This window comes from Nocardia farcinica (assembly GCF_001182745.1).
Lineage (GTDB): Bacteria > Actinomycetota > Actinomycetes > Mycobacteriales > Mycobacteriaceae > Nocardia > Nocardia farcinica.
On the sequence record NZ_LN868939.1, the window covers coordinates 1326115 to 1338461 of the forward strand.

The 12347-nt window shown below is 69.4% G+C and carries 12 protein-coding genes; all 12 read left to right on the forward strand.

Translation table 11 applies throughout. The annotated features are described in order from the left end of the window. Window positions 1-16 precede the first annotated feature (16 nt). Complete coding sequence (rplL, locus tag AMO33_RS23230) at window positions 17-397, forward strand: 50S ribosomal protein L7/L12 (RefSeq protein ID WP_011211645.1); 381 nt, start codon at window positions 17-19, stop codon at window positions 395-397. Window positions 398-631: 234 nt separating this feature from the next. Continuing rightward, window positions 632-1699, forward strand: coding sequence for an ABC transporter ATP-binding protein (locus AMO33_RS23235; protein WP_060594266.1), 1068 nt, complete (start codon window positions 632-634; stop codon window positions 1697-1699). Window positions 1700-1805: 106 nt separating this feature from the next. Then, window positions 1806-2504, forward strand: coding sequence for an MlaE family ABC transporter permease (locus AMO33_RS23240; RefSeq protein ID WP_228787894.1), 699 nt, complete (start codon window positions 1806-1808; stop codon window positions 2502-2504). Between the two features lie 3 nt (window positions 2505-2507). Then, the gene (locus tag AMO33_RS23245) at window positions 2508-3374 is read left to right on the forward strand and encodes an MlaE family ABC transporter permease (protein WP_060594267.1); all 867 of its coding nucleotides are present in this window, start codon (window positions 2508-2510) and stop codon (window positions 3372-3374) included. A gap of 4 nt (window positions 3375-3378) precedes the next feature. Beyond that, entirely contained in the window at window positions 3379-4719 is a 1341-nt protein-coding gene (locus tag AMO33_RS23250; RefSeq protein ID WP_060594269.1) for an MCE family protein, read from the forward strand. Further along, window positions 4716-5792, forward strand: coding sequence for an MCE family protein (locus AMO33_RS23255; RefSeq protein WP_170916213.1), 1077 nt, complete (start codon window positions 4716-4718; stop codon window positions 5790-5792). Before AMO33_RS23250 ends, AMO33_RS23255 begins: the two co-directional genes overlap by 4 nt. After that, complete coding sequence (locus AMO33_RS23260) at window positions 5792-6802, forward strand: MCE family protein (protein WP_011211639.1); 1011 nt, start codon at window positions 5792-5794, stop codon at window positions 6800-6802. The genes AMO33_RS23255 and AMO33_RS23260 overlap by 1 nt, the downstream gene beginning before the upstream one ends. Window position 6803: 1 nt before the next feature. Next, window positions 6804-8045, forward strand: a complete 1242-nt coding sequence (locus AMO33_RS23265; RefSeq protein WP_082668788.1) for an MCE family protein — start codon at window positions 6804-6806, stop codon at window positions 8043-8045. Further along, window positions 8045-9310 (forward strand): MCE family protein, encoded by a 1266-nt coding sequence (locus tag AMO33_RS23270; RefSeq protein WP_011211637.1) that lies wholly within the window; start codon window positions 8045-8047, stop codon window positions 9308-9310. Before AMO33_RS23265 ends, AMO33_RS23270 begins: the two co-directional genes overlap by 1 nt. After that, window positions 9307-10548, forward strand: a complete 1242-nt coding sequence (locus AMO33_RS23275; RefSeq protein WP_060594272.1) for an MCE family protein — start codon at window positions 9307-9309, stop codon at window positions 10546-10548. Before AMO33_RS23270 ends, AMO33_RS23275 begins: the two co-directional genes overlap by 4 nt. A 30-nt stretch (window positions 10549-10578) precedes the next feature. Next, window positions 10579-11322 carry a hypothetical protein gene (locus tag AMO33_RS23280; RefSeq protein WP_060594274.1) on the forward strand — a complete coding sequence of 248 codons (744 nt, stop codon included), beginning with the start codon at window positions 10579-10581 and terminating at the stop codon, window positions 11320-11322. Continuing rightward, window positions 11319-12137, forward strand: coding sequence for a hypothetical protein (locus tag AMO33_RS23285; protein ID WP_060594276.1), 819 nt, complete (start codon window positions 11319-11321; stop codon window positions 12135-12137). The genes AMO33_RS23280 and AMO33_RS23285 overlap by 4 nt, the downstream gene beginning before the upstream one ends. The last annotated feature ends 210 nt before the right edge of the window (window positions 12138-12347 follow it).

The window sequence follows — 12347 nt, forward strand, 5'->3', positions numbered from 1 at the left end:
TCGAAAGGAAACAACAATGGCCAACGTTGACGAACTGCTCGAGACCTTCGGCAACATGACCCTGCTCGAGCTGTCGGACTTCGTGAAGAAGTTCGAGGAGAAGTTCGAGGTCACCGCGGCTGCTCCGGTCGCCGTCGCCGCCGCCGGTGGCGCCGCTGCGCCGGCCGAGGCCGCCGAGGAGCAGGACGAGTTCGACGTCATCCTCGAGGGTGCCGGCGACAAGAAGATCCAGGTCATCAAGGTGGTCCGCGAGATCGTCTCCGGCCTGGGCCTGAAGGAAGCCAAGGACCTGGTCGAGGGTGCCCCGAAGCCGATCCTGGAGAAGGTCGCCAAGGACGCCGCCGACGCCGCCAAGGCGAAGCTGGAAGAGGCCGGCGCCAAGGTCTCCGTCAAGTAATTCCACCGAATTACGCGAACGGGCGGTCCCATTTCGGGGCCGCCCGTTCGGCATTTTCCGGGGCTGTGCCGGGGTGGGGTGCGAAACGGTTCGAGACACCGGGTTACTCTTCGGTCAGGTAGGGGTGTGCCCGTCTCATCGATGAGTTAGAGTGACCGAACCCACTGTGACGTGACGCACCGATCGTCACGGTGCACCCGGTGGGGGGCTCGCCGAGTAATTGTGGAGGTTTGCGTGGGCGTCGAGGTCAGGACCGAGGGTGTGACGAAGTCCTTCGGTTCGCAGCGTATTTGGCAGGATGTTTCGCTGACGCTGCCCGCCGGTGAGGTGAGCGCCCTGCTGGGTCCCTCGGGTACGGGTAAGTCGGTGTTTTTGAAGTCGTTGATCGGGTTGCTGCGGCCGGAGCGTGGGTCGATCTACATCGGTGACACCGATATCACGACGTGTTCGAACAAGGAGCTCTACGAGATCCGCAAGTTGTTCGGTGTGCTATTCCAGGACGGTGCGCTGTTCGGGTCGATGAACTTGTTCGACAATGTGGCCTTCCCGTTGCGCGAGCACACCAAGAAGAGCGAGTCCGAGATCCGCAAGATCGTGATGGAGAAGCTCGAGCTGACCGGTCTGTTGGGTGCGGAGGGCAAGCTGCCGGGGGAGATCTCCGGTGGTATGCGCAAGCGGGCGGGGTTGGCGCGGGCGTTGGTGTTGGATCCGCAGATCATTCTGGTCGACGAGCCGGACTCGGGTCTGGATCCGGTGCGTACCTCGTATCTGTCGCAGTTGTTGATCGATATCAACGCCCAGATCGACGCGACGATCCTGATCGTGACCCACAACATCAACCTGGCGCGGACGGTGCCCGACAACATCGGGATGTTGTTCCGGCGTCAGTTGGTGATGTTCGGGCCGCGTGAGGTGTTGTTGACCTCGGAGGAGCCGGTGGTCAAGCAGTTCCTCAACGGTCGCATGATCGGTCCGATCGGTATGTCGGAGGAGAAGGACGAGGCGCAGATGGCCCGCGAGCAGGCCATGGTCGATGCCGGTCATCATCACGGCGGTGCCGAGGAGGTCGAGGGCATCATCCCGCAGATGCGGGCGACGCCGGGCATGCCGGTGCGGCAGGCGGTGGAACGGCGGCGGGCGCGGGTGCGCGAGATCATGCACACCCTGCCACCGGCCGCCCAGGCCGCCATCCGCGAATCGCTGAACGAAAACGACGACACCCAGGTACTGCCCGCCTACACCGGCGACTCCGGGGGAAACGCGTTCCAGACCACTGCGCCGCAGAACCTGACCAACGGGTAACATACGCCACGTGAATTCGACTTTGGCGCGTCTGCGCACACCGCTGGAGTCGGGGTTTGCGCAGGCGGGCAACGTGTTCGCGCTGTTCGTGGACGTGCTGCGCAAGATGTTCCGCCGCCCGTTCCAGTGGCGTGAGTTCATCGAGCAGAGCTGGTTCATCGCGAGCGTTTCCATCCTGCCCAGTGCCCTGGTGGCCATCCCGTTCGGCGCGGTGGTGGCGTTGCAGACCGGCTCGTTGATCAAGCAGCTCGGCGCGGAGTCCTACACCGGCGCGACCAGCGTGCTCGCCACCGTGCAGCAGGCCGCGCCGGTGGTGACCGCGCTGATCATCGCGGGCGCCGCCGGGTCGGCGGTGGCCGCGGACCTCGGCTCGCGCACCATCCGCGAGGAGATCGACGCGATGGAGGTGCTCGGTGTCGACCCGATCGCCCGCCTGGTCGTGCCGCGGGTGCTGGGCATGACGCTGGTCGCGGTGCTGCTCAACGGCCTGGTGTCGGTGGTCGGCATCGCCGGCGGCTACTTCTTCAACGTGCTGCTGCAAGGCGGTACCCCGGGCGCGTACCTGTCGTCGTTCTCCGCGCTGGCCCAGCTGCCCGACCTGTGGATCGGGGAGATCAAGGCGGCCATCTTCGGGCTGCTGGCTGGGGTCATCGCGGCCTACAAGGGGTTGCATCCCAAGGGGGGTCCGAAAGGAGTCGGTGACGCAGTGAACCAGTCCGTGGTGATCACGTTCCTGGTGCTCTTCTTCGTCAATCTGATCTTGACGTTGGTGTACCTGCAGGTCGTCCCGGCCAAGGGTTCCTGATCGATGGCAACCACCTATCGCAACCCGGCCCTCGCCAAGACCTTCCGCCGGGCCGGTGAGATCGCGCGTGCACCGCTGAACGTGGTGGACCGCGCGGGCGAGCAGATGTCGTTCTACGCCCGCGCGATCGCCTGGATCCCCCGCGCGGCGGTGCATTACCGCAAGGAGGTCATGCGGCTGCTGGCCGAGGTGACCTTCGGTTCCGGCGCGCTCGCGGTGATCGGCGGCACCATCGGCGTCATCGTCTTCATGTCCGGTTCGGTCGGCGTCGTGGTCGGCCTGCAGGGCTTCAAGGCGCTCGACGCGATCGGCAGCTCGGTGCTCACCGGCTTCCTCACCGCCTACATCAACACCCGCGAGATCGCCCCGCTGGTGGCGGCATTGGCGCTCTCGGCCACGGTCGGCTGCGGGTTCACCGCGCAACTGGGCGCGATGCGGATCTCCGAGGAGATCGACGCGCTCGAGGTGATGGCGGTGCCCGGGGTGCCGTTCCTGGTGACCACCCGGGTGATCGCGGGCTTCCTCGCGGTGATCCCGCTCTACATCGTCGGCCTGCTCGGCGCGTACTTCGCCTCGCGCTCGATCAGCATCTGGTTCAACGGCCAGTCCAGCGGGTCCTACGACCACTACTTCAGCCTGTTCCTGCCACCGGAGGACGTGCTCTATTCGTTCCTCAAGGTGCTGGTGTTCGCGTTCGTGATCATCCTGGTGCACTGCTACTACGGCTTCACCGCCACCGGCGGCCCCGCGGGCGTCGGCGTCGCGGTCGGCCGGGCGGTGCGCGCGGCGATCGTGCTGGTCAATGTGCTGGATTTCTTCCTGTCGCTGGCCATCTGGGGCACGACGACCACGGTCCGGGTGGCGGGGTGAGCGCATGAGGCAGACCTGGCGGGCCACCGAGAAGCTGCGCGTGCGCGTGCTCGGACTGGTCTTCTTCGTGGTCGTGGCGCTGTTCCTGTGGACGACCGTCGCGATCTACAACAAGCAGTTCACCCGTTCGGTCGAGGTCGAGCTGATCACCGACAGCGTGGGCAACGCGCTGACCCGCAACGCCGATGTGAAGGTGCGCGGGGTGACGGTCGGCGAGGTCCGCTCCAGCCGCGCGGGCGACGGCGACGTGGTGTTGCAGCTGGCCATCGACCCCGACAAGGCCGAGCAGATCCCGGCCAACGCCACCGCGCGACTGCTGCCCAAGACCCTGTTCGGCGAGCGCTACGTCGACCTGGTGATCCCGGCGGACCCGAGCCCGCAGCGGCTGCGCGACGGGGTGACCCTGCATCAGGACCGCAGCGGCAACGCGATCGAGATCAGCAAGCTGCTCGACGACCTGCTCCCGCTGCTGCAGGCGATCCCGCCGCAGGACCTGGCCGCCACCCTCGGCGCGCTGTCGCAGGCGCTGGCCGGGCAGGGCGCGATGCTCGGCGAGAGCATCGACAAGCTCGACACCATCTTCCGCGACGTCAACGGCGTGCTGCCGGAGTTGCAGGAGGGGCTGCGCAGCTTCGCCGAAACCGCCGCGATCTACTCCGACGCCGCCCCGCAGCTGGTGACCGCGCTGGACAACCTGCGCACCACCAATGCCACCATCGTGCAGCGGCGCTCCGACATCGACGCCCTGTACGCGACGCTGACTCCCGCCTCGACCCGCACCGCCGACTTCCTGGCGGCCAACCGCGACAACATCATCGACGTGGCCGCCGACTCGCGGCCCGCGCTGGAACTGCTGGCCACCTACTCGCCGACCTACGCCTGTGCCATGGCCAATTTCGCGAAGATGAAGCCCCGGATCGACGAGATCTTCGGCAAGGGGACCGACCGGCCCGGCTCCCGGGTCACCATCGAGCTGACCAACACCCGTGGCCGCTACCTGCCCAACCAGGACGAGCCGCGCTGGCTGGACACCCGCGGCCCGTGGTGCCTGGCCGAGTACCCGCTCGGTGTCGACCCCGGCCAGTACACCGGCGGCTCCGGCAACGACGGCTCGTACCAGCCGCCCACCCGCTACCCGGGTGACCAGGACACCGGCAAGCTCGCGCCGCCGCAGTTCGGGGTGTACCCGGCGCAGGTGCCGACGCTGGCCGGCTCGCCGGGCGAACAGCAGTCGCTCGGCGCGATCTACGGTGCGGCGCACGGTGTTTCCCCCGACGCGGTACCGGGCTGGCTGACCAGGGTCGGTGCGCCCGCGTTCCGCGGCAGCGAGGTGAGCCTGCGATGAAGGAGACGTTGCGCGGCCTGGGCGGGCCGCTGACCAAGCTGGCCGTGTTCGTGGCGGTGACCCTGTTCGTCACCACCGTGCTCGCGCTCTCGATCGCCAACTACACCGGTGGCGGCACCGAGTTCAAGGCCAGGTTCACCGACGTCACCGCGCTCAACCCCGGCGACGAGGTGCGCATCGCGGGTGTGCGGGTCGGCAAGGTGACCGACGTGGCGATCGTGGACAAGCGCCTGGCCGAGGTGAAATTCGAGCTCACCGACCGGGACTGGCTGCCCGCGTCCACCACCGCGACCATCCGCTACCGCAACCTGGTCGGCCAGCGCTACATCGCGCTGGAGCAGGGCGCGGGCGAGCAGGGCCGCAAGCTCAACGAGGGCGCGACCATCCCGCTCGAGCGCACCCGGCCCGCGCTGAACCTGACCACGTTGTTCAACGGTTTCCGGCCGTTGTTCCGCACGCTGACCGCCGAGGACGTGAACAAGCTGTCCTACGAGATCATCCAGGTCTTCCAGGGTGAGCAGGGCACGATCCACGACCTCGTGGTGAGCACCGCGAGCCTCACCAACAAGATCGCCGACCAGGACGCCGTGATCGGCGAACTGGTGCGCAATCTGACCGCGGTGCTGGAGGCGGTGAACCAGCGCGACGACCAGTTCGACCAGCTCATCGTCAACACCGAGGCACTGGTGTCGGGGCTGGCCGCCGAGCGGGACACGATCGGGCGTTCGGTGAGCTCGCTGGGCAATCTGGCCGAGGCCACCGCGGATCTGCTCGTGCCGACCCGTCCCACGCTGCAGGGCTCGATCGCGGGCCTGTCCCAGCTGACCGGCGAACTGAACAGCCGCTCCGGCGAGGTGAACGAGGCGCTGGCGAATCTGCCGCTGAAGATGGAGAAGCTCGGGCGCGCGGCCAGTTACGGCTCGTGGTTCCAGTTCTACCTGTGCGGTATCGACATCGTGGTCGGTCCCGGTGTCGCCGACGCACCGCAGCTGAACCTGCCCGCGAACATGCCGACGGTGAACCAGCCGATCTACACCAACGCCGCGCCGCGCTGCGAGGGGAGGGCCCGCTGATGGACGACCGCATCCTGCTCGGCCGCCGCAGTCCGGCGTTCCTCGGCGTGCTCGGCCTGGTGCTGGTGCTGCTGGTGACGATGTCGGCGTTCTTCGTCGACCGGCTGCCCTTCATCGGCGCCGGGGTGAAGTACACCGCCGAGTTCTCCGAGGCGGCCGGGTTGAAGAAGGGCAACGAGGTCCGCGTCGCGGGCGTGAAGGTGGGTTCGGTCGCCGACGTGCGCCTGGCCGGCGACCGCGTGCTGGTGGACTTCCGCACCAGCGACACCTGGATCGGCAACGAGACCACGGCCTCCATCCAGATCAAGACCGTGCTGGGGCAGAAGTACCTGGCGCTGGACCCGCGGGGTTCCGAGCCGCTCGACCCCGGCACCCGGATCCCGCTCTCGCGCACGGTTTCTCCCTACGACGTGATCGACGCCTTCTCCGACGCGGCCAAGACCATCGATCAGATCGACACGGCCCAGCTGGCCACCAGCATGCGGGTGCTCTCGGAGGCGTTCGAGACCACGCCGCCGGAGATCCGCGGCTCCATCGACGGCATCGCCCGGCTCTCGGAGACGCTGGCCAAGCGCGACGAGGAACTGAAGCGACTGTTCTCCGCGACCCGGCAGACCACCGAGGTACTGGCCGAGCGCAACGCCGAGTTCGAGCGGCTGCTCGCCAACGGCGGTCAGCTGCTCACCGAGCTCAACATCCGGCAGCAGGCGATCCACCAGCTGCTCACCGGCGCCAGGACGGTGGCCGCCGAGCTGAGCGCGCTGGTGGCCGACAACGAGGCCCAGATCGGTCCGGCACTGACCAACCTGCGCGGCGCGATCGAGATGCTCAACGACAACCAGGCCAACATCTCCAAGACCCTGGAGCTGGCCGCGCCGTTCTACGGCCTCTACGCCAACGTGCTGGGTACCGGGCGCTGGTTCGACGCGGTGATCGTCAACCTGGTACCGCCCGGTCTGCCGGACATCCCGGGCTACCGCGATCCGGTCCGTGAACTGGGAGGTAACTGACGTGGCCGCCGGAGTGCAGGGCAGGCGCGGCGCGCGGGTCGCGATCGCGCTGGTGGTCGCGGTCGCCGTGGTGGCCGCCGGTGTGCTGTGGTGGGGCCTCGACCGCTGGACCACCACCAGGATCGCCGCCTACTTCGACCGTTCGGTCGGCATCTACGAGGGTTCGGACGTGCGGATCCTCGGTGTGCCGGTGGGCTCGGTGGAATCGGTGGTGCCGCAGGGCGATCAGGTGAAGGTCGTGCTGGCGGTGGACGGCGACTACGACGTGCCCGCCGACGCGCAGGCCGCGCAGATCACGCCGTCGGTGGTCGCCGACCGCTACATCCAGCTCACCCCGGTCTACACCGGCGGGCCGAAGATGGACCGCAACGGCACCATCCCGCGCGAGCGCACCGTCACGCCGGTCGAGGTGGATCAGCTCTACAACAGCATCACCGAACTGTCCGAGGCGCTCGGCCCCGACGGCGCCAACCGGGAAGGCGCGGTCAACGAGCTGGTGCGCACCTCGGCGGCCAACCTCGCCGGCAACGGTGCGGCGCTGGCCGAGAGCATCACCCAGCTCTCCGGCGCGGCCAGGTACCTGTCCGAGGCGCGCGGCGACATCTTCGAGACGGTCAAGCACCTGCAGACCTTCGTGAGCATGCTGGCCACCAACGATGCCCAGGTGCGCCAGTTCAACGCGCAACTGGCCGACCTGGCGAGCTTCCTGGCCGACGAACGCCAGAATCTCGGCGAGGCGCTGCAACTGCTCTCGGTGGCGCTGGGCGATGTGGCCCGCTTCGTCGACGACAATCGCGCGCTCGTCGAGCAGAACGCCACCGCGCTGACCACCCTCACCCGGACCCTCGCCGAGCAGAGCGACGACCTCGCCGCCGCGCTGCCGGTGCTGCCGGTCGCGCTGAGCAACCTGATCAATATCCACAACGCCGAATCGGGCACGCTCGACATGCGCCCCAACCTCACCGATCTGCAGGACCCCTTCGGCATCGTGTGCAAGATGCTCGACCTCGGCAAACTCATGCCGGGCGATCCGCGCTTCGAGGCGCTGGGCAGGCAGATGCGGCCGGTGCTCGACCACTGCAAGGAGATCACCGACCAGATCACCGCCGGTGTGCAGACGCCCACGCTGATCCTGCCGTTCGGCATCCTCAGCGGTGAGAACCAGCAGCGGGCGCCGGTGCCCGGCACCGTGCCCGGCACGCCCTCGGATCAGCTGCCGCCCTCCGAGCAGGGAGACCGGTGATGCGTATGCGCTTGCCCGCCACGAGGATGCTCGCCGCCGTCGCGATCGCCGCGACCGCCGCGCTGGTCGGTTCGTGCTCGGCCGACGGCATCTACAGCGTGCCGCTGCCCGGTGGCGCGGACCTGGGGGAGCACCCCATCCGCATCGACATCCGCTTCGACGACGTGCTCGACCTGGTGCCGCAGTCGGCGGTGAAGGTGGAGGGCGTGCCGGTGGGCCGGGTCGAGGAGATCGGCCTGGCCGAGGACGGCTGGACCGCCACTGTGCGCACCATCGTCAACGGGTCGGTCGACCTGCCCGCCGATGCCAGGGCCGAGGTGCGCCAGTCGAATCTGCTCGGTGAGAAGTTCATCGAACTGTCCGCGCCGCCGGAGGGCGACGCCGGCTCGGCGCGGCTTGGCGACGGGGCGGTCATCCCGGTCGAACGCACCAGGCACGCCACCGAGGTCGAGCAGGTGCTCGGCGCGATGTCGCTGCTGCTCAACGGCGGCGGGGTCGCGCAGTTGCAGCCGATCATCACCGAGGTGAACAAGGCGCTCGGCGGCCGCGAGGAGCGCACCCGCTCGCTGCTCGAACAGGCGAACACACTCATCGGCGGACTGAACGAACAGGTCGAGGACATCACCCGCGCCATCGACGGACTGGCGACGCTCAGCAGCCGGGTGAGCGGACAGACCGAGCAGATCGCCAAGATCATCGACGAACTGCCCGAGGGTATCCGGATCCTGGAAGAGCAACGGCCGCAGCTGATCTCGCTGCTCACCCAGCTCGACCGGGTCGGGCAGGCCGGGTTCGACGTGCTCGACACCGCCAAGGACGACCTGATCCGCGACCTGAGCGCGCTGCGCCCGACCCTGCAGGAACTCGCCCGGTCCGCGCCGGACCTGGTCACCGCGCTGCCGCTGGTGCCGACCTATCCGTTCCCCGACGCGGCACTGGAGAGCACCTTCGGCGGGCAGGTCAACACCTGGCTGTCGGTGGACCTGCAGATCGGCACCACGTTGAGCAACCTCGGCGTCGGCAAGGGCGACCCGGTGTACATGCCGCCGCCCTACGGCCCGCCGGTGAACGTCGATCCGAGCAACCCGTACTACAACGGCAACGGCCCGCGGCCCGGCTGGCCGACGGTCTCGCTGCTGCCGCTGCCGCCGACGATGGCCGCGGTGCCGCTGCCCGGCGCGCCCGCGCTGCCCGATCCGCTCGGCCCGATCCTCGAACAGTTCGGGGTGCGGCCGCCCGCGACCGAAGGGGGTGCGCCGCGATGAGCAGGCTGGTGCGCGTACAGCTGGTGATCTTCGTCGTGCTCGCGGTGGTGGGCGTGCTGTTCGTCGGCGGGAAGTACATCCGGGTCGACCACATGCTCGGCTTCGGCCAGTACCGCGTGGAGGTCACCGCCCAGCAGACCGGCGGCCTGTACAAGGGCGCGGAGGTGACCTACCGCGGCGTGCCGGTCGGCCGGGTCGGCGACCTCGCCCTCACCGACGACGGCGTGCGCATGATCCTCGACATCGACAACGGGGCGCCGAAGATCCCGGCCTCGGCCAAGGCCGTGGTGGCCAACCGCTCGGCCATCGGCGAGCAGTACCTCGATCTCCAGCCCGACAGCGACGGTGCGCCCTACCTGCGGGAGGGCTCGGTCATCGACGGCGCGACCACACCCGTCGCGGTCGAGCAGCTGGTCGCCAGCGTGGACGAGTTCACCCGCACGGTGGACCTGGCCGCGCTCAACACCACCGTCACCGAGCTCGGCAAGGCCCTCGACGGCAAGGGCGAGGACCTGCAGGTGTTCCTCCGCTCGCTCAACGAGTTCACCGCGACCTTCCACGACACGCTGCCGCAGACCATCCAGCTCATCCGCGACGGCCGGCTGGCGCTGGCGACGCAGGCCGAGCAGGGCGAGGCGATCCGCCGTTTCAGCGACGGGCTGGACCGGCTGACGCTGCAACTGAAGGCCAGCGATCCCGCGGTGCGCAGGCTCATCGGCACCGGCACCGACGCGGGCGCCCAGCTCGACGCGCTGCTCGCCGAGAGTGGCGGCGCGCTCACCGAGGACCTCGCCCACCTGCGCACACTGCTGAAGGAGATCTCGCCGAAGTTCTACGCCCTGCGCCCCCTGCTGCAGATGCTGCCGCAGCTGTCGCTGGGCGCCTCGGCGACCGCGCCCGGCGACGGGACCAGCCACTTCGGCCTGGTGCTCGAGGTGAACAACCCGCCCGCCTGCACTGTCGGCTACGAGGGGACACAGCGCATCCTGGAGGAGATGAAGGCGGCCGACCCCGACTTCGACGACACCCGCGACGAGTTCCCGTTCAACAAGGACGCGAAATGCACCGTGCCGTTCGGTAATCCGACCGCCGTACGCGGCGGTGAGCGGGCCGAACTCGCCGACCCGAGCGTCCCGCAACCGTGGGACGGCAAGCCCAAGACCGATCCGGACAAGCTGAACCTGAACCCGGTGGCCGTGCAGCTGGCGACCCTGCTCGGGGTCACGCCGAAGCGGTGACCGGCAACGACGACGTTAGGGTGTCCCCTCGTGAGTGAGCAGTCCAAGGAACCGGTCACGCCCGAGGACGCCGCGCCGCAGGCCGAGGTGGCCGCGCCGCCGACGGAGGCGCAGGCGGCGGACGGCGCGGAGCAGGAGCGCGCCCCGGACGACGGCGCCACCCGCCCGCCCGCCCTGGTGACGGCCCTGGCGGTGGCGGCCCTCGTCGCCGCGCTCGCCGCCGCCCTCTGGTTCGGCGTCGGCTGGGCCCGCGCGGCGTTCGTCGACGGCGCGCGGGCCGATGCCCGCGACAGCGCCCTCGACGCCGCCCGGCAGGCCGCGATCAACATGACCTCGATGAACATCGACGACGTTCCGGGCTCGCTGGCGCTGGCCCGCTCCTCGATGACCGGGGCGATCCTCGAATCGGCGGAGAAGAACCGCGCGCAGTCCGAGCAGATGGCGACCCAGGCCGGGGTGGGGATGTCGGCCAAGGTGCTGGGTGCGGCGCTGACCGAACTCACCGGCGAACGCGACCACGCCACCGCCCTGGTCGTGCTCCAGGTGACCGAGACCAAGCCGGACCGGGCCCCCTCCGACTACCGCTACACCTGGAGCCTGTCGATGGCCAAGGACGGCGAGGTGTGGAAGGCCGAGCAGGTCGCCTCGCTGAGTCAGCCGGTGCTGCTCAGCGGCCCCGGCCCACAGGACCAGCCCGGCGCGCAGGACCAGCCCGGCGCCGATCAGCCCGGGCAACCGGCGCCGACCGAACCCGCGCAGGAGGGGAACCGATGAACGAGCGCAGGCCGGTCAACCGCGTCACCCCCAAGCGCAAGCCCGCCGCCGACTCCGGCTCGGACGCCACCCGACGTCGGGCGTCGGACCCGCGCGGCCGCCCCACCCCGGACACCGCGGCCGCCCGCCGTTCCGCCGATACCGGTCGCCGGAGCGCAGGCACCCCGCCCGACCGCGGCGCGTCGGAGCAGGCAGCCGGTCGCCCCGCCCGGGTCCGGCCCACCCGGCGGCGCACCACCCGCGGACAGGAGCCGGCGAGCCGTCCGGCGGCCGTCCGGTTGGACAAGTCGGTGGCAGCGCGAACCGAGCCCACCCCGTCCCGGCAACGGTTCGGGGCGAGCTGGACGACGGCCGCGGTGGTGGCCGCCGCCGTGCTGGCCGCGTTCGCCGCGGTGGCCGCGCTGCGGCCGGGGGTGAACGACTCGAACGCCGCCTTCGTCGACGGCGCGGCCACCGAGGAGGTGCGCGCCGCCGCCGACAACGCGCTGCGCACGATCTACGGCTACGACATCGCCGACATCGACGGCTACCAGGACAAGGTTCGCCAGGTGGTCACCGACAAGATGGCCGAGGACCTGGACAAGTTCGCCGGCACCACCATCGAGGCCATCAAACAGGCGCAGACCAGCGCCGATGCCAAGCCGGAACCGGTCGGGGTGACGATGCTCACCGAGGACCGCGCCGAGTTGCTGGTGAACCTGGTGGTCAGCGCCACCAAGGACGGTGTCGCGCAGCAGAGCGTCGCGGGCCCGGTGGTGCTGCGGATGCGCAAGGTGGACGGGCGCTGGCTGGCCGCCGACATCGTCGACCAGTGATCTTGTACTGGCCCAGCGGTTCTCGGCGGGCCGCCGCCGGGCCTGCCACTTGACGAGTTTCGCCCGACACGTCACGCTATTCACAACAGCGGCAGCTGTCACAGGTGGTCCCAGCGGCTCCGTGGCTCCCGGCGCAGCCAGCGTCCCGGGTGCGGAGGTGTGGGTCGGACACGTGTCGGCGCGCCACCGCTGTGTGACATCACACGGATG

Coding starts and splice junctions, on each gene's coding strand:
- rplL (WP_011211645.1), top strand. CDS start 17: ATGGCCAACGTTGACGAACTGCTCGAGACCTTCGGCAACATGACCCTG.
- AMO33_RS23240 (WP_228787894.1), top strand. CDS start 1,806: ATGTTCCGCCGCCCGTTCCAGTGGCGTGAGTTCATCGAGCAGAGCTGG.
- AMO33_RS23245 (WP_060594267.1), top strand. CDS start 2,508: ATGGCAACCACCTATCGCAACCCGGCCCTCGCCAAGACCTTCCGCCGG.
- AMO33_RS23250 (WP_060594269.1), top strand. CDS start 3,379: ATGAGGCAGACCTGGCGGGCCACCGAGAAGCTGCGCGTGCGCGTGCTC.
- AMO33_RS23255 (WP_170916213.1), top strand. CDS start 4,716: ATGAAGGAGACGTTGCGCGGCCTGGGCGGGCCGCTGACCAAGCTGGCC.
- AMO33_RS23260 (WP_011211639.1), top strand. CDS start 5,792: ATGGACGACCGCATCCTGCTCGGCCGCCGCAGTCCGGCGTTCCTCGGC.
- AMO33_RS23270 (WP_011211637.1), top strand. CDS start 8,045: ATGCGTATGCGCTTGCCCGCCACGAGGATGCTCGCCGCCGTCGCGATC.
- AMO33_RS23275 (WP_060594272.1), top strand. CDS start 9,307: ATGAGCAGGCTGGTGCGCGTACAGCTGGTGATCTTCGTCGTGCTCGCG.
- AMO33_RS23285 (WP_060594276.1), top strand. CDS start 11,319: ATGAACGAGCGCAGGCCGGTCAACCGCGTCACCCCCAAGCGCAAGCCC.